At 33.9% G+C, this 25,423-nt stretch carries 28 protein-coding genes; 11 read left to right on the top strand and 17 right to left on the bottom strand.

The window, feature by feature from the left end; all coding sequences use genetic code 11:
- The first annotated feature begins 89 nt into the window (after positions 1-89).
- The 3 genes from N4A35_00175 (at position 90) to N4A35_00185 (ending at position 2,844) form a co-directional block, all read left to right on the top strand.
- On the top strand, positions 90-1,727 hold the full coding sequence (locus N4A35_00175) for a hypothetical protein (protein ID MCT4579804.1): 1,638 nt from the start codon (positions 90-92) through the stop codon (positions 1,725-1,727).
- A gap of 40 nt (positions 1,728-1,767) precedes the next feature.
- Positions 1,768-2,535 (top strand): hypothetical protein, encoded by a 768-nt coding sequence (locus N4A35_00180; protein ID MCT4579805.1) that lies wholly within the window; start codon positions 1,768-1,770, stop codon positions 2,533-2,535.
- Positions 2,536-2,646: 111 nt separating this feature from the next.
- Positions 2,647-2,844 (top strand): hypothetical protein, encoded by a 198-nt coding sequence (locus tag N4A35_00185; protein MCT4579806.1) that lies wholly within the window; start codon positions 2,647-2,649, stop codon positions 2,842-2,844.
- 54 nt (positions 2,845-2,898) lie between these two features.
- Here N4A35_00185 and N4A35_00190 read toward each other — a convergent pair whose 3' ends face one another.
- From N4A35_00190 to N4A35_00245, 12 genes are all read right to left on the bottom strand, one after another.
- Positions 2,899-3,294: a hypothetical protein gene (locus tag N4A35_00190; protein ID MCT4579807.1), complete on the bottom strand. Its 396-nt coding sequence runs from the start codon at positions 3,292-3,294 to the stop codon at positions 2,899-2,901.
- An 8-nt stretch (positions 3,295-3,302) separates the two neighbouring features.
- Positions 3,303-4,157, bottom strand: a complete 855-nt coding sequence (locus N4A35_00195; GenBank protein MCT4579808.1) for a hydroxymethylglutaryl-CoA lyase — start codon at positions 4,155-4,157, stop codon at positions 3,303-3,305.
- Between the two features lie 252 nt (positions 4,158-4,409).
- Entirely contained in the window at positions 4,410-5,747 is a 1,338-nt protein-coding gene (locus tag N4A35_00200) for a hypothetical protein (protein MCT4579809.1), read from the bottom strand.
- Between the two features lie 74 nt (positions 5,748-5,821).
- Complete coding sequence (locus N4A35_00205; protein ID MCT4579810.1) at positions 5,822-6,550, bottom strand: phosphodiester glycosidase family protein; 729 nt, start codon at positions 6,548-6,550, stop codon at positions 5,822-5,824.
- 83 nt (positions 6,551-6,633) lie between these two features.
- The gene (locus N4A35_00210; protein ID MCT4579811.1) at positions 6,634-7,002 is read right to left on the bottom strand and encodes a hypothetical protein; all 369 of its coding nucleotides are present in this window, start codon (positions 7,000-7,002) and stop codon (positions 6,634-6,636) included.
- Between the two features lie 25 nt (positions 7,003-7,027).
- Complete coding sequence (locus N4A35_00215; protein MCT4579812.1) at positions 7,028-7,576, bottom strand: carboxymuconolactone decarboxylase family protein; 549 nt, start codon at positions 7,574-7,576, stop codon at positions 7,028-7,030.
- Between the two features lie 96 nt (positions 7,577-7,672).
- A complete protein-coding gene (locus tag N4A35_00220; GenBank protein ID MCT4579813.1) occupies positions 7,673-8,500 on the bottom strand; it encodes a helix-turn-helix transcriptional regulator in 828 nt (275 codons plus the stop codon).
- Positions 8,501-8,568: 68 nt separating this feature from the next.
- Positions 8,569-9,945 carry a glycosyltransferase 87 family protein gene (locus tag N4A35_00225; protein MCT4579814.1) on the bottom strand — a complete coding sequence of 459 codons (1,377 nt, stop codon included), beginning with the start codon at positions 9,943-9,945 and terminating at the stop codon, positions 8,569-8,571.
- A 343-nt stretch (positions 9,946-10,288) separates the two neighbouring features.
- Complete coding sequence (locus tag N4A35_00230; protein MCT4579815.1) at positions 10,289-11,767, bottom strand: glycosyltransferase; 1,479 nt, start codon at positions 11,765-11,767, stop codon at positions 10,289-10,291.
- Positions 11,767-13,323, bottom strand: coding sequence for an FAD-binding protein (locus N4A35_00235; protein MCT4579816.1), 1,557 nt, complete (start codon positions 13,321-13,323; stop codon positions 11,767-11,769). The genes N4A35_00230 and N4A35_00235 overlap by 1 nt, the downstream gene beginning before the upstream one ends.
- An 8-nt stretch (positions 13,324-13,331) precedes the next feature.
- The gene (locus N4A35_00240; protein ID MCT4579817.1) at positions 13,332-14,309 is read right to left on the bottom strand and encodes an acyltransferase; all 978 of its coding nucleotides are present in this window, start codon (positions 14,307-14,309) and stop codon (positions 13,332-13,334) included.
- Positions 14,310-14,311: 2 nt separating this feature from the next.
- Complete coding sequence (locus tag N4A35_00245) at positions 14,312-15,031, bottom strand: PorT family protein (GenBank protein ID MCT4579818.1); 720 nt, start codon at positions 15,029-15,031, stop codon at positions 14,312-14,314.
- 184 nt (positions 15,032-15,215) lie between these two features.
- Between N4A35_00245 and N4A35_00250 the strand changes: the two genes are divergently transcribed.
- A complete protein-coding gene (locus N4A35_00250; protein MCT4579819.1) occupies positions 15,216-16,232 on the top strand; it encodes a zinc dependent phospholipase C family protein in 1,017 nt (338 codons plus the stop codon).
- 200 nt (positions 16,233-16,432) lie between these two features.
- On the opposite strand, the gene N4A35_00255 is transcribed toward N4A35_00250, so the two are convergent.
- The 4 genes from N4A35_00255 to N4A35_00270 form a co-directional block, all read right to left on the bottom strand.
- A complete protein-coding gene (locus N4A35_00255) occupies positions 16,433-16,603 on the bottom strand; it encodes a hypothetical protein (GenBank protein MCT4579820.1) in 171 nt (56 codons plus the stop codon).
- Between the two features lie 47 nt (positions 16,604-16,650).
- Positions 16,651-17,193: a hypothetical protein gene (locus N4A35_00260; GenBank protein MCT4579821.1), complete on the bottom strand. Its 543-nt coding sequence runs from the start codon at positions 17,191-17,193 to the stop codon at positions 16,651-16,653.
- A 196-nt stretch (positions 17,194-17,389) separates the two neighbouring features.
- A complete protein-coding gene (locus N4A35_00265; protein MCT4579822.1) occupies positions 17,390-17,776 on the bottom strand; it encodes an LETM1 domain-containing protein in 387 nt (128 codons plus the stop codon).
- Positions 17,777-17,785: 9 nt separating this feature from the next.
- Positions 17,786-18,871, bottom strand: coding sequence for a hypothetical protein (locus N4A35_00270; GenBank protein MCT4579823.1), 1,086 nt, complete (start codon positions 18,869-18,871; stop codon positions 17,786-17,788).
- A 311-nt stretch (positions 18,872-19,182) separates the two neighbouring features.
- On the opposite strand from N4A35_00270, the gene N4A35_00275 reads away from it, so the two are divergent.
- The 7 genes from N4A35_00275 to N4A35_00305 all read left to right on the top strand — a co-directional run bounded on the left by N4A35_00275 (position 19,183) and on the right by N4A35_00305 (position 23,799).
- Positions 19,183-19,737, top strand: coding sequence for a hypothetical protein (locus tag N4A35_00275; protein MCT4579824.1), 555 nt, complete (start codon positions 19,183-19,185; stop codon positions 19,735-19,737).
- Positions 19,738-19,741: 4 nt separating this feature from the next.
- A complete protein-coding gene (locus tag N4A35_00280) occupies positions 19,742-20,557 on the top strand; it encodes a sulfurtransferase (GenBank protein ID MCT4579825.1) in 816 nt (271 codons plus the stop codon).
- Between the two features lie 89 nt (positions 20,558-20,646).
- On the top strand, positions 20,647-21,225 hold the full coding sequence (locus N4A35_00285) for an NAD(P)H-dependent oxidoreductase (protein MCT4579826.1): 579 nt from the start codon (positions 20,647-20,649) through the stop codon (positions 21,223-21,225).
- 18 nt (positions 21,226-21,243) lie between these two features.
- Complete coding sequence (locus N4A35_00290; protein ID MCT4579827.1) at positions 21,244-21,873, top strand: Crp/Fnr family transcriptional regulator; 630 nt, start codon at positions 21,244-21,246, stop codon at positions 21,871-21,873.
- A gap of 85 nt (positions 21,874-21,958) precedes the next feature.
- Positions 21,959-22,693, top strand: a complete 735-nt coding sequence (locus N4A35_00295; protein MCT4579828.1) for an alpha/beta fold hydrolase — start codon at positions 21,959-21,961, stop codon at positions 22,691-22,693.
- Positions 22,694-22,824: 131 nt separating this feature from the next.
- Complete coding sequence (locus tag N4A35_00300; protein ID MCT4579829.1) at positions 22,825-23,319, top strand: hypothetical protein; 495 nt, start codon at positions 22,825-22,827, stop codon at positions 23,317-23,319.
- An 18-nt stretch (positions 23,320-23,337) separates the two neighbouring features.
- Positions 23,338-23,799 (top strand): RidA family protein, encoded by a 462-nt coding sequence (locus N4A35_00305; GenBank protein MCT4579830.1) that lies wholly within the window; start codon positions 23,338-23,340, stop codon positions 23,797-23,799.
- Positions 23,800-23,901: 102 nt separating this feature from the next.
- On the opposite strand, the gene hutH is transcribed toward N4A35_00305, so the two are convergent.
- A complete protein-coding gene (hutH, locus tag N4A35_00310; protein MCT4579831.1) occupies positions 23,902-25,413 on the bottom strand; it encodes a histidine ammonia-lyase in 1,512 nt (503 codons plus the stop codon).
- Positions 25,414-25,423 lie beyond the last annotated feature (10 nt).

Here is a 25,423-nt window from a genome sequence, read left to right on the forward strand (position 1 = left end):
CCAAAAGCTACCACTTATAAAATAACCCCAACTGCTTCAGGTAAAATCGTTGGATTTCCATACTTTAATGCTTTGTAAATACCGAACTTATGAACATTAAAATAACCAACTTTTTTATTGCGATTGCTATTGGAGCACTTATTGGGTGTACTTCAGAATCGAGTTCTACCAAAGTACCTGTGAAAGCAGAGCAGAAAGTTGAACGCGTTTTGTTTCAGGAGTCTCCAATGGATTCTGTTTATCAAGCTCTTCGTCCTACAGTGGAACGGTTTACTGTTGATGCTAAACAGACGCAAACCATTACCAGTAAAAATGGAATTGAAGTCCTTATTCCATCTAACTCATTTATTGATGGTTTTGGAAATCCAATCGAGGGAAAAATAGCACTTGAAATCCTTGATGCCAACAGCTTAACTGATTTTGTAACGTGTAACCTACAAACACTATCGAATAATCAAACTTTAGAATCTGCTGGAATGCTTTATATTGATGCTAAACACAATGGGAAATCATTGCGCTTAGCTGACGGTCAAAAACTATCGATTACCATGCCTATGATCAATCAAGGAGGGGGATTTCAAATGTTTTCTGGGAAATATGATCCAGATGGAAACATCAATTGGGAAATAGACCAAAGCGCTAATAAAAATTACCTGGTCCCTTTTCCTGAAGATTTTTTATATGAACACTATTGGTATGGAAGGTGGAGTGAAGAAGGTGCTCATTGGCATAATTCTTTAGACTCTATAAAATACAACCCTAAAAATAAAAACTATAAAAATACATTGATTCAAACAAGAGAGTTTAGAGCTAGAATATGGCAACTCTATCATGCAACTCACCTTATTAGTTCCTTAAAAAACAAAGGCCTGACTTGGGATGATTATGCTAAGATAAAGTTAGATGATCAATTATTTGACCTCTATTTTTCCAATTTAGATCTAAACATTGAAGTACTAGACTCAATGGCCAATTCAATTGTCAATGAGTATATCAAAAAACCTGAATTTATAGCATGGGTAAATTCTGAGGAAGATGAAAACCACTATAATTTTTGGTGGGTTAAACGTTATGTGAATGAGAAAAACCAAACATATATAGACTTCGGTTCAGACGGAGCAAAAGGAAATGTCCCTCAATTTAAAGATTATGGGGTAGATTTATTGTCTGACCATGCTTATGATAAGCTCATAGCTAAAGGTGTTCGTCCAGACGAAGCCATAACGATGATTAACATTGAAAAGGAAAGAGCTCAATTTATTGCTCAAGAAGAAAAAGCGAGAGCATTGAGAGCAAAGAAAGAGAAAATGCAAAAGTTTGTTCAAGAAACAGTATTTAGTACTTCTGAATTAGGCTGGATTAACTGCGACCGATTTTTAAATGATCCCAATGCTGGAAAAGCTGAAATGTTAGTTGCAATAGAAGGAGAGACAGCAATCGATTATGTTGACTGCTCCTTAATTATTCCCTCGCTTAAGGTTAAGTTGAGCGCCTATCCACATGAAAGTGGTAACTATACTTTTACAAAAAAAGAGGGGATGTATACCAACTTACCGCTTGGACAGAAAGCCATCATAGTTGGTGTAGCTTTGCAAGATAACAAATGCTATTTTGCATCTGAAGAAATTAGTATTAAAGACGGTTTATCCATTTCGTTAAAAATGACTCCAACAGAAAAAGACTTATTGAAAAACCAATTAGATGAATTACTTTCGCCTAATACTTAAAAAACATTAAGGATTAACACCTCTTTTTAATTAACTACAAATGAGTGATACAATAGACAACATTAGGCCAGAAGAAAAGGTATATAAAGATCGATTCTTTGGGGTAGCAACATTTCTGGGCGGTCCTTTAGTGGCTGGATATCTATTTGCAGAGAATTTTAAAGTCTTTGGACAAAGTGAACTGGTAAAACCTACTTGGATCATTACCATTCTGAGTACTTTCGTCATTTTTGGAATATCCTTTCTAATTCCAGAGGACATTAATTTCCCTAACCAAATTATTCCTATTGGCTATTCAATCATTGCGGTTTCGCTCTTTAAAAAATACCAAGAACAACAAGTCAATGCACACCTCAACAAAGGAGGCATGCTCTACAGTTGGTGGAGAGTAATTGGGATTTCTATAGTAGGGATGTTAATTACATTAGCAATAGTGTTTACTACTGTATATGCTTTTGAAGCTGTTCAACAACAAAATATAGTTACCAAATCATACGGAGCAAGTGTTAAAAATGAAATTGATTTCGATAGTGTTAATATCTCCGAACAGGAAATTGATGAATTAGCGCAAGCTTTTTATGCCATTGGTTTTTTCGATCAGGAATATCCTCAATATTTATACATTTCAAAAACTCATAATAAATATGAAATCTTTATTTCTGCTGCAGAGGGTATAACAAATGATAAAGAGGCCATTCAATGGTATTCGGAATACAGAACACTTTTAAATAATGAGTTCCCACAACACGATATTGAATTTAAGTTAGTTGTCAATTATTTGGATAATGTTGTCAAAGTAATTAAATAAAGTGCCTGCTTGTGCTTAAAAATACCCACACAACAATTAACACAATATTCAACAAAATGTATTAATACCTACTCTGAAAATGTAAGATTTTCACTTCCAAAACAACAAATATTGAGTGTAAACGTTAAACGACTGGACATTACAAAAGAAGACTTAATGACAATTGCTAAGGATAATAACATCAAAAAAGGAGAGCATATCATTAAGGAGATTAATACGACAATAAAATCGTGGCCTAACTATGCAGATGAGGCTGGATTACGACAGGATTTAAAAACGTTTATTCACCAAAATCTAAATACTTTCTAAACGATGAAGCTAAAAGGAACGATGACTACAAACTCCTCAATAAGCAATAGTGCATTACCTTTTTAAAACTCTACCAGAAATGATTAGGATAATTCCAATCAACCAAGTATAATAGCCCCATAAAAGGACAGAACTGTGTTCGAATAAAAACAACCAACTAAAGCTAGAAGTTATGGCTAATGCAGCTAGGCTAAATAGCTTTAGGTTATTGCGTTCAAAGAAATAGCCTACTATTAGACCAACAACCCAAAAATTAACTAAAGCGGTAAATAAAAAGCCAAAATATGCAGGAATAGCATCAATAAAAGCCAGCTCTGAAAAATGTAAGGCCGTCACTTCCCAACCTGCCAACTTTACCCCTAACGATACTTGTAAAACAGGTAAAAAGAAAGACAGCAAGTAAATTGCGACTCCAGCGATAAAAAGATATGTTGGTTTAAAGAATTTCATTTGTGCTACTAATGTAAGAATATTTCGTTGGAAATATGCATGGCTTCTTGAAAAGCTTCAGCATCAAGATGATGGTCAATATTGTTTTTATTCAAATAAGCTAAAATGTTTTCAGTAGGCATATTCCCTGTTAAATCATCTTTTGCCATTGGACAACCTCCATAACCTTTTATTGCGCCATCAAAACGGACACAACCACTTTTAACGGCTGCATCTACCTTTTCTTCCCAAGTATCTGGAGTGGTATGTAAATGCGCTCCTATATTGACTTCGGGAAACTCTGGTACTAACTTATTAAACAACATGGTAATCGTATCTGGATTTGAAGCTCCAATAGTATCGGATAAAGCCAAATTCTTAATCCCATAATCATGCATTAGACGTTCTGCCCAATGCGCAACGATATGTGCGCTCCACTCATCTCCATAAGGATTTCCAAATGCCATAGAAAAGTAGGTCATCATCTTTTTATTGTGCTTAACACATAAGTTTTGAACTTCTTCTAAACGTTGCAATGATTCCTGTATCGTTGAGTTGATGTTCCGTTGCTGAAACGTCTCCGAGATCGAAAAAGGAAAGCCTAAATACGTTACTTCATCAAATTGTACTGCATCTTCTGCTCCTCGTTTATTGGCCACAATCGTCAATAGCTTAGAACTTGAATCTTTAAAATTAATTTTTTGAAGCACCTCTTTGGTATCACGCATCTGAGGAATTGCTTTAGGGGATACAAAACTTCCAACATCTACGACATCAAAACCTACTTTTAAAATCGAATTGATGTATTTAACCTTTAAATCCGTTGGAATAAAATCTTTTATCCCTTGCATGGCATCCCTTGGGCATTCCGTTACGTGTATCATTTTCCGTGTGTAGTTTGTGTGTTTTAAGACCCTAAAGTTAAGTAAATTATTTACTAAAATTTCTTAATTTTTCACATTATAATCACTTCGAGTGGATTCAGTAAAAAAACGCCTAGTCTTAGTTCTCGATACAAATTTTGCTCATTTCAATCGCTAAATTCACTCGAACTGACTATACTTAATTATAAGGGGCAATGAGTTTTTTATATCGAAAAGTAATCCTCAAGCTCCTTATTTAACTTACTTTCTCTACTAATTAAACAAAATATCTATTTCTTTTTGTAAATCATCAACACTCATCGCTTTTGGGGATAAACTTATTTGACCTTGTTCTCCTAACGTCATTTTTTGGTAAGCAAAACTTCCAGACTTCTTATCCTTGGAAATATTATAAGCCAATACATATACCACCTCTCCTTTGGGAAGATCGGAAAACTTTACATCATCTTCAGGAGAATAAGCATAACCTGGTAAAATGGACTTAATGTCTTTAAAAATGATCCGTGTTGAATAAGGGGCTTTTCCCTCTACTTTTACAATTAAATCGACTTTCTGTTTAACATCATAAAAGCGGTCACAATTAATAAAGCCCATTTGATTGGTTTTCATTAAATAGCCATCTACTTCTGCATAATATCCTTCTTCTCCTTCATATTCCCCTTCGAAATCGCCTTCTAGGTTTTCTACTTGTTCTTCAAAAACATTTTCGCCTGCTTTGATATAGCGATTTTCAGCTTGTTTATTCAACTCCCAATTGATTAAACCACTGCGTTTCTTTCCATCAAATGAACGCATGCCTTTTTTCTCTTTATCCGCATTATTGGGAAAGAAAATTTGAATGGGTTGATCCGACTTTAAACTCAATACCTCATCTTTATATTTTACCTCAATAAAAACCATGCCTCCTGTTTCTATAATTCGATCATAATTAGCGGTAGTTAAGCCCGAGAATAGAATATCATTGATGGTATAATATTCACACAACAGCACTTCTACTTTATCTGAACTTTTAAAGGTATGACCTCTAAAACAATTGGGAGGAAACTTCACCAACGTCCCTTGATTCCCAGTTATAATTCCTCCATAAGCAGGATACAATTCATATTCATGGCAAGTATTGGAAATGGTTGAACTTTCACTATGAGGATAATAATCGAGGTAATAAGGATCCTTTTCTACAACTACAGAAATAACTCCTTTACGTTTGGTAAACGCTTTATAACTTGCATTTGTTCCACATTGCCCATTGGTGAGATGATCAAAATAATCGATATTAAAACTCGTGTAACGTGCAGCAATTCGTTTACGATGTAAGTATGTGGCGACACTATCTGCTCGAAACCCTGATAATTTAAACTGGTGGTCTTTGGATAACTTTTTACGCTCTTCTTTTGACAATAAATGTAATTCTAATTCTTGCCCAGGGGCTAATTCGTCCCAAGCTTCATTGATTGCTGCTTTTACCGTTTCGTTTAAATTCTTTTTAAAATAATCAAATGATAAATAGACCTCTTCTCTAGGGGAAGCATTTTTTTGTCCATAAATAAACAACACCGAAAAAAACGACAAAGCAACAATAAATATTCTCATAAAAACACAACTAAAAAATGAACAGTAGTTCAGTAACGAGAACATTGATCCCTAAGTTTCAAATTGTTAATAACTTACTTTATCTCAGCAATGATAACACCAAAACCTCCATCGGTTTGCTCCCATTTTTTAGCAGGTAAATACATCCTAGAAACAAAACCGTCTAAATACAATGCATTTTGACAACCCTGATTCTTAAAGTAGCTGGCAAAATCATAAAAATTAATGCGTTCTTTTGAAATGGCAAACAATAGATTTCCATTCGGCAATACTCCTACTCCATTTCGCACAAATAAACTGGTGGAACCTTGATTGAATTTGGGATGTAATTTGCCATCAATAACCAACATGGGACCTGATTGGGTTGCATAAAGAACGTCTTTGGTTAACGTTAATTCTTTGGTTGGAACCACTCGAGCTTTGTTGTTCTTTTCTATTAAAAATACGCCATTGGGCTGCATATAAAAGTTTCCATACGCCTCTTGTGTTTGATCAGTTGATTTAATCACTTTCCCATTTTCGATATACAGTCCTTGTGGAGATTGATCTTTCAAGTACATTCCGCCATTCATGGCAAATAACAACTCCTTTCCTTCTTTTTTCAAATGGTGTTTTAAATCCCCTGCGTTACTATAAGGCTTTCCCTCTTTATTTTTATGAAAAAATTGTAGTGTCGTTTCGGATAAGTTGACTTCGTGACTGATGATACGAGGGGTGTCTCTAGTTGTATCCACATTTAATTGAGTAGCACTAATCAATAGTAACACCAATAACAAACCAACGAATACAATTCTTTTTATCATCAGGTTAAAGATAAAAAAACCAGAAAAGAAAATTCCTTTCTGGTTTAAAATTAACAAACAATTATGATGAAAAATCGAAGTACTTACTTAACCGTTAGTGGATATTCTTCCGTCGGATTTAACGGGCAGAAATATACATATTCGCCTTTTGTCAATTTTACTTTATTGGAAGAAGCTACCTTTCCTTTTTTGACCATTTCTTTAACATAAGCTGCTTTGATATGATGCGCTTCGTCAGTCATTCCTTTAGGAGCAATCACAAAACCGACTTCGTGATCTACATTTTTATTCTCGATATCAAAAATATAGGTTCCCTCTTCTAAAGTTAATGCTTGGATCGTAAATGCTCCCTTTGTCTGATCCAAATGTATTGTTGGTACATCCTGGGCAACAATCGAATTCAATAGCCATCCCATAGCTATTATCATACTTAATACTATTCCTTTTTTCATAGTTCTATTTTTTGGGTGTTATTGATTATGCGTTGACTGATTCTAATGCTGGGGCTAGAGGAAAGTCAATTTCGAAACCTGCTAAATTGTGTATAAAATTACTGATGACCTTATCTCCTATTACAATTACTACATCGATCATATTTGCTTCGGTATATCCTGCTTCAAAAAACAAGTTTTTGGCTTCTTCAGTTGCCCTTCCTCTGTTACTGATCGTCGACAAGGTAAAAACTGCTAAAGCATGTAATTTTTCATTGAAAGTTGCAGTTCCACCACGAACTTCCAAAACTTGATCTTCAGACAAACCGTTCATTTTACCAATTAACGTGTGTGCAGATTGACAATAACGACAACCGTTATATTCACTAACGACCAAATTAACGATTTCTCGTTCTTTTGCAGATAGGGTTGATTTTCTGTTTTGTAAAGCTAAATAATCGGCTAATGCGGTATCGTTTTTTGCGTAATACGCATATAAATTAGGAACAAATCCTAAGCCCTTTTCTAGGTTATCAAAAATTGTTTGATTGCTTGCAGATACTTCTCCTCTGCTAGGAACATTAAATTTTGCCATTTTTTCTACTGTTTTAAATTAACAGTACAAAGATGAGCAGGAATTCCCGTTAAGTTATTGGCTATTTTCCCCTAAGAGTTGGTCATTTTTCCCTCTCTACACTTTTTCCTTAAATGCTCGCGGTGCTACCCCCTCCATTTTCTTAAAAAAGCGACTAAATGTTTGAATATCTTTGAAACCAATTTCATAAGCCACCTCTTTTATCGTATAATCAGTAAACCTCAACAAACGTCTGGCCTCTAACATTCTTCGTTCCTGAATATATTGTAAAGGTGATTTATTCGCATACTTTTTAAACAGGTTAGCAATTGTTTTGGGAGATTTATAAAGTAACTCGGCATATTCAACAACCGTGTGTTTTTCTTTAAAATGTTGTTCCACCAAAAAGTTAAACTCTCGGACAAGATCTACTTTGTTATTCTCTGGTAATTGGGTAAGATGGTTCGCTTTATAAATTCTCGTACATAAAATCAAAAAACGTTTTAACATCATTTGCAACATTTCTAATTGTAGGTTATCAACCGATTGCATTTCGAGCAAAAACATCTTCCATAACGTCTCTATTTTTTCCAATTCGAGTCCATCCAGTTGTATTACTGGTAATTGATTCGCTCCAAAAAACAGCAATCCTTTACAACTGACTTCACTATCATGATCTATGATGCAATAAAAAGCACGGTTAAATCGAATCATCTTTACCTCTGAAACAGCTATTGGAACAACCTGGTGAAACTCTGTAAGAAAAACAACTTCATTTTTATGAAAGCAATGTCTAACATTATCAATTTCAATAATTGAATTATCATTTTCGAACCACAATAAAGTTAAACCACTTTCTAGTTTTTCCTTAAGGATATGGCAATTCTGATTACTTGTGATTTCATCAACATTTAAATACTCGCCTAAAGCCCCTTCATATACCATAATCGTCTTTTTGTATTCAGTCTGGATTTAGTTTGAAAACTGACAACTTTAGATTAAAACAAAGTAACTTAAGCCAACAATTTTCTTTTAGGATACAAATCCCAAATAACAGCTACTAAAACAAGGAGATATTCTAATAAAACTAACCAAGGGATTTCATTCACTTCACCTATTTCACGATAAGCTGTATAACTCAAAATAATGGCTCCTGACCAAACTATAGGAAAACGATAGTTGGTAAATACTGCAAATGCTAATAAATAAATTGCATACCAAGGGTGAACAATTGAAGCCAATGAATAATAAATGAGCAATGCCCATACTATTAATTTGAAAACCTGAACTATTTTTTTCTTTCTGATATTTAATGCAATTAGTAATAAAACACTTCCTAGCACAACCATAGGTGTATATTTTCCTATTACATGAATTGTATTATAGCCCACATTCCAATAGCCGATTTCTCTTAACACATAATAAAGCGATGCATTAAACTCAAATGTTTTGAAATATAAACGAATACTTGAACCAAATGTCTCTAGCAAATCTATTCCTAAAAACGGAACAAATAGTAAAACAACAGCAACTCCGATGGTCGTATAAAACACTACTAATTTTTTAAACGGGATCTTCAATAAAAACAAAGGCAAAAACAATAGTGGGACTAACTTGGTTGTTACCGCCAACGCATAAACTACACCTGCTAAAAGCGTTCTATTTTTCAGTAACTGATAGACGGCAAACAGCACCCAAAAGATGGTTACTCCTTCAAAGTGAATATTCTGAGTGAGTTCAATAATAACTAATGGATTAAATGCATAGAGGAAGACTTGGTCTTCTGGGAGCTCAAACAACTTTAATAAAGCAACGAATAGGTATAGAGCCCCAACTTCGAATAGGAGAATAAAAAATCTTAAGAAATAGATATTGAGTTGAAGATCATTCCCTGCTAACCAGCTAGAAACCGTAAAAACCAATTGGTTAAATGGTGGATAAACAGAATAATAATCTTTAGAGTTCATTCCACCTGGAAAAGTTTTGGTAGCACCTTCTAAGACTTTTTCTTTTAGGTAATGATGGTTTTCTGTATCCTGAAAAACAAAAGCATTGGGTTGATATTCAAAAGGGTTCGTTCCATTAACAATCATATTCCCATCCCAAACAAAGCGGAAATAATCATCAGATAAATTAGGGGTTGTAAAAAACAGAAGCCCTCTTAAACCTATTGCAATGAGTAGCATTTGCTTCACCGACCATTTATTTTCAAATAATCGCGTTTTAATTGCGGGAATAAACCATAAACCATATAAAATAAAAAGTCCTCCAAAACATCCAATTAATGCCCATTCCATATCTCTGGTTACAGCATAGCCTAGGTAGACGACCAATAAAGAGAAGATTGCTCCCCAAATAATTAGCTGTTTATTTTGTAAGATTTTTTGCATTGGTATTTATTCGTTGTTTTTTCCGTTTTTACCTTACAATTGATTTGAATTATTTATTGGAATCGTAAAGATATTAATTGTGTTTTCTTTGTTCAATTATTCTTGATAGTTTTCATTATCTTTTGTCTTGAAACAAAAGAAACAAAAATTCAAGACTGCATCTTCTTTTTCTAAATCTAAAATATTATCGCGCTAAAGAGCTAAAAACTCGCTGCGCTCAAACACTACGCTCTTTGTAACGCTCTATAATATTTAGATTTTACGAAAAATAAGCTGATGTCGATTTAACCTGAATTTAAGCATTTATTGATTTAATATCTTCGAAATTGGGTTTAATTTTTTTTCATCGAAAAGAATGCTTTAAAGACAATAGCAAGGTATAAGAAAAACCGCAAACAACCATAACTAAAAACAAAAGCATACTTAAATTACCCGATTGATAAGAAAGTGTAATCCCCAATATTGCATAGGCAATCACCCCTAAATCTATGAATAGTAAAGGAGAGATAAAGGTTTTTGCATATTGTTTAATCGACCATTTTTCTTCTGTTGATTTTAAATTATATTTAGGTGTTCTTACAAACGGAGACTTAATCCCTAAATACCCTTCTAATACTGCAATAAAATTATAGGTTGTTAACCCTAACATTGTGGTTAAAAACACTGGGAAGAAAATTATAAATTTCAAGAATTCTACAGCGGTATTTTTATCTTCATCTTTAGTGGCAATAAAATACATAAAACCTAAGAAAAAGGTATTGATTAAGAAGAACCCAAAGTATGGATAATAGCTGGCATATCTAGGATCCTCCATTCCGATTTTAACTAATGGTACACTCAGTACAATCAATCCAGCAATAACGATATAAACGGAACTATTCATTAAATGAAAAACAGCCGTAAACTTGGTCCATAAACTTAAATCTGAACTACTTAAAACCTTACCCAAATTCTTTCTAGTACATTCAGCTGCCCCTTTTGACCATCTAAATTGTTGGTTCTTTAGTCCTGCCATATCTATTGGCAGCTCAGCTGGAACCACAACTTTTTCGATGTATTTAAAAACCCAACCTTTTAATTGTGCACGATAACTTAAATCCAAATCTTCTGTAAGCGTATCTGCTGACCAACCTCCTGCATCTTCAATACATTTTTTACGCCAAATTCCGGCTGTACCATTAAAATTAATAAAGTGTTTTCCTTTATTTCTACCGACTTGCTCTACTCTAAAATGTGCATTTAATGCAAAAGCCTGGAGACGGGTTAGCAAAGAATAATTTTGATTCAAATGCCCCCAACGGGTCTGTACTACTCCAATTTTTTCATTTTTTACAAAAGGAAAAATGGTCTTCATCAAAAAGTCAGAATCTGGAACAAAATCAGCATCAAAAATTGCGATGAATTCTCCCTTGCATTGTTTTAGCCCATAATCTAAAGCTCCAGCCTTAAAGCCTTTTCGATCTTCTCTCCTAATGTATTGAATATCGACTCCTTTCGTTTGCCACTCTGCAACTTTATTTGCAATAATAACTACTGTTTCATCATTTGAATCGTCTAAAACTTGTATTTCTAATTTATCTGAAGGGTAATTAAACTGGCAAACAGCATCTATTAAACGCTCTATCACATACATCTCGTTATAAACAGGCAATTGCACCGTAATTTTAGGATAATTGTTTTCCAATAAAATGGAAAGATTCCCTTGTTTTTTAGGTTTAGACTTACTTCTTAAATAAAGTATTGTTAGGTAAAACGCAACGACACTGTATAAAAAAATAAACAGCAAAAAGAGAAAGTACAAACCAAAAACTAAATATGCCATTAGATCTCTTTAACTGCTTTAATTTGTTGCATGACTTTGATTCCATCAATAGCCGCAGAAACGATACCACCTGCATAACCAGCACCTTCTCCACATGGGTATAAACCTTGTACTTGAGGATGTTGTAAAAGCTCTTTGTCTCTCGGAATTCTAACAGGAGATGATGTCCGTGATTCTGTAGCGTGTAATACTGCTTCATTGGTCATATACCCTTTCATCTTTCTTCCAAAATCTTTTAAGCCCTCTCTAAGTGATTTTGTAATAAATGGAGGAAATACCTTATCTAATTCTACGGACACAACTCCAGGATGGTACGATGTTTTAGGTAGATCTTTTGAACGTTTTCCTTTGATAAAATCCATCAAACGTTGAGCAGGAACCTGTTGTGTCTTTCCAGCCAACTCCCACGCTCTTTTTTCTATGCTTTTTTGAAAATACATCCCTGCCAAAGCCCCATATTTATGAAATTGGGGAATATCTTCTAACCTTACTTCTGTTACAATCCCTGAATTAGAGTATGGATTATTTCGCTTACTAGGAGACCAACCATTGGTCACCACTTCCTCTTCACCTGTAGCACAAGGAGCAATAATACCACCAGGACACATACAAAATGAATACACTCCTCTATCTTCGACTTGGCTCACTAAACTATAAGAAGCAGGAGGTAAAAAATCACCACGATCCTGAGTTTTATATTGAATTTGATCAATTAATTGTTGGGTGTGTTCTATTCGAACACCTAAAGCAAACGATTTAAATTCTAGCCCTATCTTTTTATCGTGTAAAAGCGAATAAATATCACGTGCAGAATGTCCTGTTGCCAATACCAAATGTTCTACTTCAACAACCTCTTTTTCATTGATGGTAATCCCTCTTAAACGATTTCCTTCTACGTGAATATCCGTCATTTTACTTTCAAAATGAATTTCTCCTCCTTTAGCGATAATCGTTTCTCGAATATTCTCGATCAATTTGGGTAATTTATTCGTTCCAATATGTGGATGAGCATCAACCATAATGGTTTGAGGAGCACCATGGATCACTAAAGTTTTTAACACTTCTTGAACACTTCCCCTTTTTTTGGAACGCGTATACAATTTCCCATCAGAATAAGTTCCTGCTCCACCTTCTCCATAACAATAGTTGGACTCGGTATTTACTTTCCCTTCTTTATTAATGGCTGCCAAATCTCTTCGGCGTGTTTTGACATCTTTACCACGTTCAAAAACTATGGGTTTAACTCCAATTTTTAATGCTTCTAATGCAGCAAACAAACCGGCAGGGCCACTTCCAACAATATGTACAACTGTCGATGCTTCTGTGACATCTAAATAATTGTTTTCAAAAATAACAGGTTCAAATTTCTCTTGGATATACACCCCTAATTTCAACTGATAAAAAACAGGAAATTTTCTAGCATCAATAGAGCGTTTAAGTAGTTCTATGTGTTGAATCTCTGATGACTTTATCCCTAATTCATAAGCCACTTTTTGCTTTAAGATATCGGGATCTGCTGCTTCTTTGGGTAATACTCTTATTTGTAGTTCTCGCATTACAACTGTTACAATTTTATTTTCGATGCTAAACGTTTAGATGGAGCTTCTACTACCAAATAAAAGATCCACGCGCCAAAGATAGAAAATAAGATTGCACCAATTAACAATAAATAGCTTTGAATTGACGATGTTGGGCAAAATGGGAGTAAAAAGTAAATAAACTTCCCTCCTAATTCTCCATGGGTTAAATAAACAGAGTATGATATTTTCCCTAAGAAATCTGAGCTTTTCGTTTTAATGTGCATACCAACAATAATAAAAAGTGTTAGTAAGCAAATTCCAGCAATAATTCCACCTTTAAAGAAGAGGATAGCCCCAAAAAACACAACGACCCAAAAGAAAAAAGAGGCTTTGGTAATTTTATTTAATTGGACCAAAGCTCCAACTATTCCCATTCCAAAAATAGGAGTATAAGCCACTAAAAAACCATCGTATCCTAAAAAAGGAAATAAAGCCATACTCCCCAGTGCTATTGTTCTAATCAAATCTTTTTGATGAAAAAACAAGGGAAAAGTAAAGGCAATTAATAAATAATATTGAAACTCTATCGCTAAGGTCCAGTAAACATCATTAAACCAATGTTCCTCAGAAAAAGGAATGAAATACCCCAGGTGCAAAGCGATTCTTTTCCATTCTAGCACAATGTCGTTTCCTAAATATACCGCAAAGCCTATACCTGACAATAAAACCCAAAGCATTGACAATAAATAAGGCGGTTCTATTCTGGTTATTCTCTTCAATAAAAACTTCCCTATTTTGGGAATGGTATAATTGTGTTTCACCATTGAATAAGGAATCACAAATCCAGAGATCACAAAAAATAAATGTACACCATATTGACCAAAATGCCCTATTTTATAGATCCAATCATCTTCCGACAAAAGTGTTCCATGAATACTTTGGTGATGTGTAAAATGAAAAAAAGCAACTAATAAAGCTGCTACTCCTCTTAAAAAATCTATGGACGTATAATAGGTTCTCATTCTTATCCTTCAAATGTAAATGAAAGGGTCCACATTTTCGTCCGTAATCGATCAATAGGAGTTGAGAACTGTGTATTTTCCTGTATCAAAACATTTTTTAACCCCGTTGACAACTTTAGTTCTATACCAAATTTAAAATATTCTAAAAATAAATCAATTCCTCCTCCTACTTCAAACCCATAATCTGGTTTGGTAATTTTCACAATTTGATCTTTTAAAGAGGCATTTGAATTTTTCACATCCTTATTTGATGCCATATCTAGTCCAAAACGGCCACCTGCCAAACAATAAGCTGCAAAGTTTTTGATACGCTCTGTTCTAAATTTCATAACCAGAGGAAAATCTAAAAAAGTCGATTCTACTTTTTTATTCCATTGTACAGAAGAATCTCCCTGATAAGCATAGGTATAAGCTAAATTTCTTTCTTGAAATGATAGCGTAGGCAAAAATCGAATTTTAAACGTAGGAGAAACATCTAATGAAGAGACTATCCCTAAGTTAAATCCTGGTCTTCTTTCTACATCTAGTACCAATAACGAATCTCGTTCAAAATCTTCTAAAACATCTCTATCCAAATAGAAATCACTGGAATTATAGCCTAACGCAAAACCAAAGTGAAAGGCTCTTTTATCAAAGTCTCTAAGGTTCATCATCTGAACCTGTTGTGCCAATGTATACATTGCACAAAAAGAAACAAGTAATAGCAGTACCCCTTTTTTCATTTGATTTTAAAATTCCTATTCACAAAGAAACGATTTTATTGGCTTTATAGTATATCTCTTTGAATTTTTTATTTCATTAGATTTAATAAACAGTTAACAACTTAGCCCTCTTTTTTTCATTGTTTTTTCGTATTTTAGCTACATAAGTTGAAAAACTTTATATATAAACAACAAATACAACCTAATGAAACTGCTTAAAGGCCTTGCTGTTTTAAGTGTGATAGCTTTATTGCTAATCAGCTTTAAACCTGTCCCCCTACCTACCAAACATGTATGCACAAGTACTTGGGGATTTTATGGTCATAAACGTATCAACCGTATGGCTACTTTTAGTTTGCCTCCCGAGTTATTTAGTTTCTACAAAAAAAACATTGAATACGTAACAGAGCATGCCGTTGATCCTGACAAAAGAAGATATGCTGCAAAAGGAGAAGCGGAACGGCATTATATTGATATTGATCATTATGTTAAACCTGGAGAAGACCCTTTTTTAGTAATGCCTAGAAAATGGGAAGATGCTGTTGAAAAATTTGGAGAAGACACCTTAAAAGCCTACGGAATAGTTCCTTGGCATTTAGAAGTTATGGTCAAACGGTTGACCAAAGCTTTTAAAACTAAAAACTTACATCGAATTTTACAATATTCTGCCGAACTCGGGCATTATGTTGGTGACGCTCATGTTCCTTTACATACTACTGAAAATTACAATGGTCAACTAACTGGTCAGAAGGGTATTCATGGTTTTTGGGAATCTAGAATCCCTGAAATCTCTGCCAATGATTATGATTACCTAATCGGTCGTTGCGCCTATATCGCTGACCCACTCGATAAAGCCTGGGAAATTGTAAAAGAAAGTAGTCAAGCTGTAGATTCAGTACTTACTTTTGAAAAAGAATTGACAGCTAGATGGCCTGCAGACCAAAAATATAGTTATGAACATCGTGGACAAGTGATGATGAAAGTATACAGCAAAGAATTTTCAATGGAATACCAACGAATGTTAGGAGACATGCAAGAGCGAAGAATGAGGGGTTCTATCTATGTCACTGCTTCATTTTGGTATACAGCTTGGGTAAATGCTGGTCAACCAGACTTAAGTGACCTCAACGGTGACATTTCTGAAGATATGAAAAAAGAAATGGAGAAAAACGATAAGTATTTTAAGCAAGGAAAAGCCGTTGGTAGAGATTTTGAAAATTAGAACTTTCAATTGAGCATAATACTTTTTGTGCTTATATCATTATTTAAATACACTGGGGTGTTACACACAATAAGTATTTATTAGATAATATAATTTTTACGAATATAATTTGTCGATAATCAAACTCGATTTAATTCAAAATATTCTCAAATATTATTAAAAGTAGGGTATAAAACAGCCACAGATCTTAGCAAATGTTTTTAAATTGGAAGAGATTTCAGTTTGCTTAACGTTTTTTTCGCCAAATCAACTTTTTCAGGGAACAATTCTTTTCCTTTAATATCTTTGGCAATACTAGAAACTCTTTCCTTTGTCGTTTTAGACATAGAAAGAACTTTCGTTGCTTTTAATATTTGTTTTTTACGTTCCATCTTAAGTTTATCCACTGGTGTTCTAGTTAGAACACCATAAAATTAGTTTATTTTTTCTTAAAAATCAAGATTCCAGTATACTCATTTTTAGGAGTATATTCTACTAAAGTTGGGGGGTCTCCATTTATATAGCCAAAAAAGATGTATTCTTTACTTAATTCAAAGAAGTTCCTATCGACATAATATCTGTAAGTTTTAATTCGTCTATTAAAATTCTTACAAACATCACCACAATTCTTTGTGCAGTTAACTTCACATAGCTGTTTAAAGTCATCAGCGCTATCACTACCTTGAACCCAAATAGCAGCGTTTTCATTTTCTTTGAAAAATTTTGACACAGTATTTAAAACTGTACTGAAAACTTTTCTCATATCCCCATTATTGCTATTGATATCGTCAAAAATATTGCCATTTTCTTCATTGTAATCACCAAATCCTAAATTATAAACTGTTTTCCCATCTATTTCAGTGATAGGGGTATATTCTATAGCCTTGATAATTGACCTTTCTCCTTTGCTTTCAAATAAGTATTGGATTTTTCTAGTGTCAGAATCAACTAATTGAGTTTTATAAGCTGGTATGTTGTTCAATATCTTTCTACTTAATTTACAAAGTTAGTTTTTTTCTAATAGTCACTAACAAATGTATATAGTTGCTAAACATAATTATAAATCTATCATGTATTCAATTCTAATTTAGTAAAGTCACAGGATATTTCATAGTCTTTACACTTTTTTTATCATTAAGAAAAATCGTTATTATTAACCACATCTAATATTCCAAAACCTACTCTTCCTCATCCTTAGAAAAGGCTGATGGAAACAAATTCACTCCTCTTTTTTCAGCTATTTTCATTAAAAAAGGAATCAATAACGATGAACCAGGTATTAAAAAAAAGGGTACGCCTATCCCCACCATTTTCAATAAATCATAGACCTGTTGTTTAAGTTCCTCTTCTTCTTCTTGCTCAACTTTTCCTTCTCTTAAAAATTTTACTAGAATTTTAGAAGCTTCTTTTGTTTCTTTCGCTTCTGTTCCCATATTATGTAAGAACAAGCGCATGGCCTTAGACGCTTTTTTACTGTTTTCGCCAAGTTTACGGGCAAATTCCTTAGCTCCCCTCTTCTCCAGAAGGTGTAGCTCCTCTTTTGATAAATCAGCTTTGTCTTTCATTGGCTCATCCTATTTTATAAGGCCCAAGCATATCTTTAATCGGATAATTTTCATCACAGAATTATAAATCTGTTGACGATAGGCTTCATTGACTTGCATTTCAGCTAGAATTTCATGTACATCCTGTTCCTCCTCTACTGGCATTAATAACATATCACAACCTGCTAAGGTTGCCTTAACTCCCGAGTGTTCTATATTACTTACCCCACCCATATTCATCGCATCTGTAATCACTAACCCTTTAAACCCTAATTCACTTTTTAGCAAATCTGTTACAATAGGTTTTGAACAAGTCGAAGGAAGATCATTTGTCGTATACTTTTTATTATTTTTCACTGCTATATGTGCTACCATAATAGAGAGCACCCCATTTTCTATAATTGGCTTATAATTGTCTACCTCTTTCATTTCTCCATCAATATAAACCAACTTTTTATGCGTATCCCCTACCACATAACCATGGCCAGGGAAATGTTTAGCTGTAGCTACAATACCATTTTGTTGAGTGGTAGTGATGAATTGATTCGAAAATAGCGTCACAGTATCTCTATTCAGTCCAAAGCTACGATTACTTACTGTTTGATTCGGTGAAGCATCAATCACTGGAGCAAAATTTTGGGTAATCCCAATTTGTTTTAAGTCTTTGGATATGGTATTGGTCACTTTCTCCACTTCTTCAAGTGTTTGAATTTGATTCGTTTTGGGAACAGGTGTCGATTCTTTGATTTTGTATCGAATTAATGTCGGCTCAGCATCTGCACTGTATATTGGCAATAAGATATGGTGAGCGTTACAGATACTATCGAATTGTTTTCTATAATTGGTAAAACTTGTAACGGTACCGTTCAGCAATAAGATCCCACCAACATATCCTTTCTTAGCCAATTCCACAACGTGTTCTGTTGGCTTACCATGCTTTCCTAATGATGGAACAATCATTTGTCCTACTCTTAGTGTATCCGATAAATTATTAAAAACGGTTTCTGTTTTTGTTCTCAATTCCTGATTATCTGAATAAAAATCTTTTAAGGTAAACGTTTGTGCATGACTTCCAAGTACAGTAAAAACAATTAATATAACTCCTAATAATTTCATAATTTTCTTTTGGGCAAACCGTTATTACGGACAGGCTATCCGCTATATCTTCTTAGTTAGTTCTCGATACCGCTCTATTTTTCCAAAATAAAACGACTCGAACACACTAAAAAGGATGCCACTCCTATCCTTTTTGCAATCAAATAAACAACTTTTAATCATACCAAAGCAATGAGACAGAAATAGTATGCAACATTCAAATGTTAACAGCCTTTAAAGCTATCGTTAATAACTTTGTGGATAAGCTCTAAAATGAATTCGTAAAAAAAGACGTTCAACGGCTATTTTTGTAGTTACAAAATGCGAGAGATATGCTATCAACATTATTTGGGAGGAAAAAACTGACGGAAGATAAGATTGCAAATATATTTGTAAATACTTTATTGAATACAGTAGACAATAGTTTTGCTGATATTGCGACTTCTATCATGGTAGATCCTGAATTTGTTCGCCAACCTCAAATCGACACTACTGACTCTGATAAGTTTTTAATGATTATTGTTGCGGGTAATTTCAATTACCTTTCTCGCTATTTTTCTGCATTAGAAGAAAGTGTTTTAAAATCTAAAATAACAGCAAAGTTTGCAACTGTTTTTGGGTTAACTTTTGATGAAATGAAAAAGATCATCAATGATTATCAAGATTTTATTTATCGTGTTAATCACCCCTCAAAAAACACGTTGTATGGAATGTCTAAGGCAGTCTTTTTTAAATATAAGTTAGGCCAATATCAAGATGAATATTTTGCTCAATTAAATGCTCCTAACCCACTTTTCTTAAAAAGAATGGATGGCATTATGGAGAACTATGTTTGGAACTGGAGTACTTTTTTAGATAAATATAAATACCAGTTTCAATCTATCTAACTGTATGGATAATGTTGTTTCAACAAAATGGTTATCTGAACACCTCAATGACTCCAATTTAGTTATTTTAGATGCTAGCCAAGCAAACAATAAAACAAAACTTAGCCCACAAAATCCCTCATTAAAAATTAAAGGTGCTCTTGGTTTTTCTTTAAAAACTTTTAGCGATTTATCGAGCCCATTTCCCAATACCATTCCCTCTCCCAATCACTTTGAAAAAGAAGCTCGTCAATTAGGTATTCATCAGGATAGTATCATTGTGGTATACGACAACCTTGGTATCTATACCTCTCCTAGAGTTTGGTGGTTATTTAAAGCAATGGGGCATCAAAATGTGGCGGTTCTAAATGGAGGTTTGGATGCGTGGATTCATGAAGAGTTACCTACAGAATCCATCGAATTAAACAATTCGAGAAAGGCAGGGAATTTTTCAGCTCATTTTAACCCTGATATTGTTCGAAACTTTAAAGAAGTAAAAGCAAACTTAGACCATCAAAACGAATTAGTGATTGATGCTAGATCACATGACCGTTTTTACTCTTTAGTTCCAGAGCCAAGAAAAGGATTAAGAAGTGGTACTATTCCCCATTCTTTAAATCTCCCCTATACTAAAGTACTTAAAAATGGATATTTCGCTGATCTTAAAACAATCAAAAAGATATTCAGCTCACTACAACTTCCTTCTGATAAACCGATGGTTTTTTCATGTGGTTCGGGAATTACCGCTTGTATTTTATACTTGGCATATCAACAAATTGCAGCAACAACTCCTCTGGCTATTTATGATGGCTCCTGGACGGAATGGGGACAAAAATTTTAACCCTACTTTTCAGAAATAATGGTTATATTTGAAAGAAAGATTTCCCCTTACTTTTAAAGTGAAAACACTATTTAAAATAAAAGTCAGCAATGAAAAATATAGTCATTATCAATGGCCACCCAGACCCAGAAAGTTTTTGTCATGCACTTGCTCAAGAATATCAAAAAGGAGCTCAATCAACTGATGCTAACTGTGAATTGGTTAATTTAAGTCAATTAGCGTTTTCTCCTATTTTAAAATATGGATATCGAAAACGTACAGAATTGGAGCCTGATTTAAAACACACCTGGGATTTAATCCTTGCAGCAGATCATTTAGTTTTTGTTTATCCCAATTGGTGGGGAACATATCCAGCATTATTAAAAGGGTTTATCGATCGGTTATTTTTACCTGGTTTTGCTTTTGAATATCAAGAAAGATCTCCTTTCCCAAAGCAATTGTTGACAGGAAAGACGGCAAGAATTATCGTTACAACAGACACCCCAGCCTGGTATTATGCATTGGTTTATCGAAGTCCAGGGCATCATTCCATGAAAAAATCTATTTTGGGTTTTTGTGGAATCAAACGGGTTAAAATTTCAACTTTTGGAGCCATTAGAAATTCTACATCTGCTCAAAGAAAATCATGGTTGTCAAAAGTTGAACAATTAGGAAGAAAGCAACGATAACCTCAACCTACTCCTACTATGAAGAATGAATTTGAGCAATTATTTAAAGCCTTACAAATAACAGAAGAAGAGTTAAAATCCAGTATACTTAAAGAAAGTGTTGTTGAAACTATTCCCAAAAACAGCTTAATTGTTGAACAGGAAAAATACATTAAATGGTTAGCCATTGTGATCGCTGGAAAAGTTAGAGTTTGGCAAGCTAATGAGGACCGACAAATTTTACTTTATTATGTTACCCCTATACAAACCTGCGTGCTCTCTCTTTCGGCTACCTTTAGAGATTGTAAAAGCATTATTAATGCCAGAACCACTGAAGAGACAACCATTATAAAAATCCCTGTTAGGTATATAAAGCCATGGAGTTACCAGTATAAATCTTGGAATAAATTTACCACTGACTCTTTTATTTTTAGTTATGATGATTTACTACATTCTTTTAAAAGTTTGGCTTTTAGTAAAATTGACAAACGGTTATTAAATTACCTCCAGTCCATTTCAAAACAGACCAATTCTTCTTTTATTAATTTATCTCATAGTCAACTTGCAAAAGAGCTCGGAACAACTAGAGAAGTCATATCGAAAATCTTAAAACAATTCGAACTCTCTGGTTTAGTCCATCTAAAGTTCAAGCAAATAGAATTACGCTAATTTTTTTTTACTTGTATCAAAAGGTACATGTTTTACTGGTGTTCTGATTTTACATTTACGATAAATTAATCACACGATAAAACTTATGAAAAGTAAAGAAATCTACTTGCTAATACACGCTGCTTGGCTAGGTAGTTGGCAATGGCAAAATGTAACCACAATTCTAGAAAAAAATGGACACACAGTCATTACTCCAGATTTACCAGGACATGGAGCTGATAAAACACCATCAGAAAAAATCACAATGGAGAGCTATGTTGACTCCATAACTTCCATACTAGACCAACAAAATCAACCTGTAATTTTGGTAGGGCATAGTTTCAATGGAATCACAGTAAGTCGCGTTTCTGAACTAAGACCTCAAAAAATCAAAAAGTTAGTCTACCTAGCTGGTTTTTTACTTCCTAAGGGAGGCAGCTTTATTAAAGCTGTCGAGCTCATCAAAGCATCTAAAGCCGTACAAAACTTTTATTTATCCGACGACCAATTGTATGCATTGGTAAAAGAAGATGAAATTCAAAATGCTTTTGCACATGATATTCCTAAAGAAATATTTGATATGGCTAAACCATTCATTGTTCCTGAACCCATTTCACCATTGATGTATCCATTAGAAATATCAGCGGAAAAATTTGAAACCATCTCCAAATACTACATAGAATGTACAGAAGATCAAGCACTTCCTATTGAGGCCCAGAAAGCAATGTATAGAGAGCGGGTAAATAAAAAGAACATTTATACTCTGAACAGTAGTCATACCCCCAATTTTTCTCAACCAGAAGAGCTTGCTTCAATCTTAAGCATAATTTCGGAAGTATAATGATCTTTCAATAAACAATTAAATCCTCTTAAAAAAAAAGCTAGTACTCCATTTTAAAAATAATGCCATAAAAACCTTAATTTTGAACATCCAATCAACAGATAACGCACAGTACGAACAGTATAAGAATTATGAAAAAAATAGGCCTATTTTTTCTTCTAGCCCCCATTATTATTTACACTCAGAAAAAACCATTAGACATCTTTAAACCATTGGTAAATCACACTTGGCATGCAGAGGGTAAATGGAATAATGGTAGTCAATTTAAACAAGAAATTACATTTGATTTTTCATTAAAAGACAAGTTAGTTAAAGTTCAAACTTTGGGATATACCAATGCTCAGCAAACGGAGTATGGATTAAGGAATGAAGGAATAAGACAATATGACCCTAAATCTAAAGAAATAAAATTTTGGGAATATGATGTTTTTGGTGGTATAACAGAAGGTGTTGTTATTGCCCAAGAAAAAGATTTAATTTATAAGTATACTTATGGAGGTACGTCTGTAACAGAAATGTGGGTTTATAAAAATGAGTTTTCCTATAATTATATCGTAGGGATCTATACAGATGATAAATGGCAACAAAAATTTCTGGAAACTGAGTTTAAACGTAAAATAGATTAAATAGCTATAAAAGAGAAGATGATATTAAAAGAAAAACTAGAAGAATATGGATATAAACTTCCCAATACCTCGACTCCGGGCGGAAGTTATAAATCAATAAACATTAGAGGGGACATCGCTTATATAGCTGTTCAATTTCCTATATGGAATAACGTTTTTAAATACCAAGGAAGATTAGGTGATGAAGTATCGACTGAAGAAGGGTATAAAGCTATGGAAATGTGTGCTTTAAATGTTTTAGCCCAAATAGAAGAAAAAATTGGGGTTCACAACATAATAGGCTTGAATCATATTGATGCTTACTTTCAATCCAGTGAAAACTGGGATGATTCTCCATCAGTTGTTGATGGAGCTTCTGATCTTTTTACTAAAATACTTGGGCCAAAAGGAGAACATTCAAGAGCTATATTTGGAGTGCATAAACTGCCTCGTAACTTTAGTGTAGGACTAACTGCCACTGTTACAATTGGTCAAAAGTAACTCGCTTGGTAAACTTTCCTATCACACAATAAAAAGAGTCAACGTCCGAATTGCTAGGGGGGGGGCTTAGCAAATACAACTCTAAATTATTCGGTTATCATGCTATAATGACCGTTCATATAATCTGATAAATTCAGCTGACTTGTGCATTTCAGTTTGCATCACGATATCGTCGGTAATAAAAGGAACTTCTTTTCGATATTTCTTTAACATTTGTTCAATAATAATTGAAGACTTCTTAGGCCTCCTAAACTCTAAAGCTTGAGCTGCTGTAAATAATTCAATAGCAATTACTGATTCTACATTATTGACTACCTCTAATAGTTTAGTTGCAGCATTAGCCCCCATACTTACATGGTCTTCTTGGCCATTAGAAGAATCTATGGTATCAATACTACATGGTGTACACAATTGTTTATTTTTACTAACTATAGATGCTGCTGTATATTGTGGAATCATAAACCCACTATTCAATCCAGGGTTTGCAACCAAAAATGGAGGTAAATCTCTTGTCCCTGAAATTAGTTTTACAACTCTACGTTCTGCTATACTTGCTAACTCAGCTATGGCAATGGTCAAATGATCCAAAACCAAAGCCAAAGGCTGTCCATGAAAATTTCCAGCAGAAACCACTAAATCTTCATCAGGGAAAATTGTTGGATTATCGGTAACAGAATTAATTTCGGTTTCTATAACAGTTGTTACATAATCCACAGCATCTTTAGTAGCCCCATGAACCTGAGGAATACACCTAAAAGAATAAGGATCCTGAACATTTACTTTATGTTGAGTAATGAGTTCACTCCCCTCTAAATTTTCTCTAATAGCTCTAGCAGTATAGAGTTGTCCTTTATGATTTCTGACAATATGCACATTATCTAAAAACGGCTGAATTCTTCCGTCATAAGCATCAATAGAAACAGAAGCCACCATATTGCTCATTTTTAGAATTTGTTTCGCTTTTATTAATGCTAAAACGCCATGAGCACTCATGAATTGGGTTCCATTCAACAATGCTAAACCTTCTTTTGACTGTAAGGTAATCGGCTCCCATTTATAATCTTTTAAAACATCCTTTGCCAATCTTCTTTTTCCTTTATGATTGACTTCACCTAAGCCTAATAAAGCCAATGACATATGCGCCAAAGGAGATAAATCTCCAGATGCTCCTAATGAACCTTGTTCATACACTACAGGTAATACGTCATTATTATAAAAATCAATTAAACGTTGTACGGTTGACACGGCTACACCTGAATGACCGTATGACAATCCCTGTATTTTTAACAACAGCATCAATTTTACAATTTCTGATGAAGATTCTTTTCCCATACCACAAGCATGAGATTTCACTAAGTTCTCCTGTAATGTCGAAAGTTCTTCATTAGAAACTACGGTATTGCACAACGAACCAAACCCTGTATTGATTCCATAAAATACTTTATCTTTTTCCGTCATTTTTTGATCCAAGTAATGACGACATTTTTGGATTCTATGTTTGGCTACTTCACTTAGTTTTAGTGTTGCATTTACCGCTAAGATTTCATTGATCTTTTCAATGGTCAGGTTTTCAATAGTTATCTCAACTGAATTGTCTGGTAATATATTTGGCATAGTATTATCG

It is taken from the genome of Flavobacteriales bacterium (genome assembly GCA_025210295.1).
Taxonomy (GTDB): Bacteria; Bacteroidota; Bacteroidia; order Flavobacteriales_D; family Parvicellaceae; genus S010-51.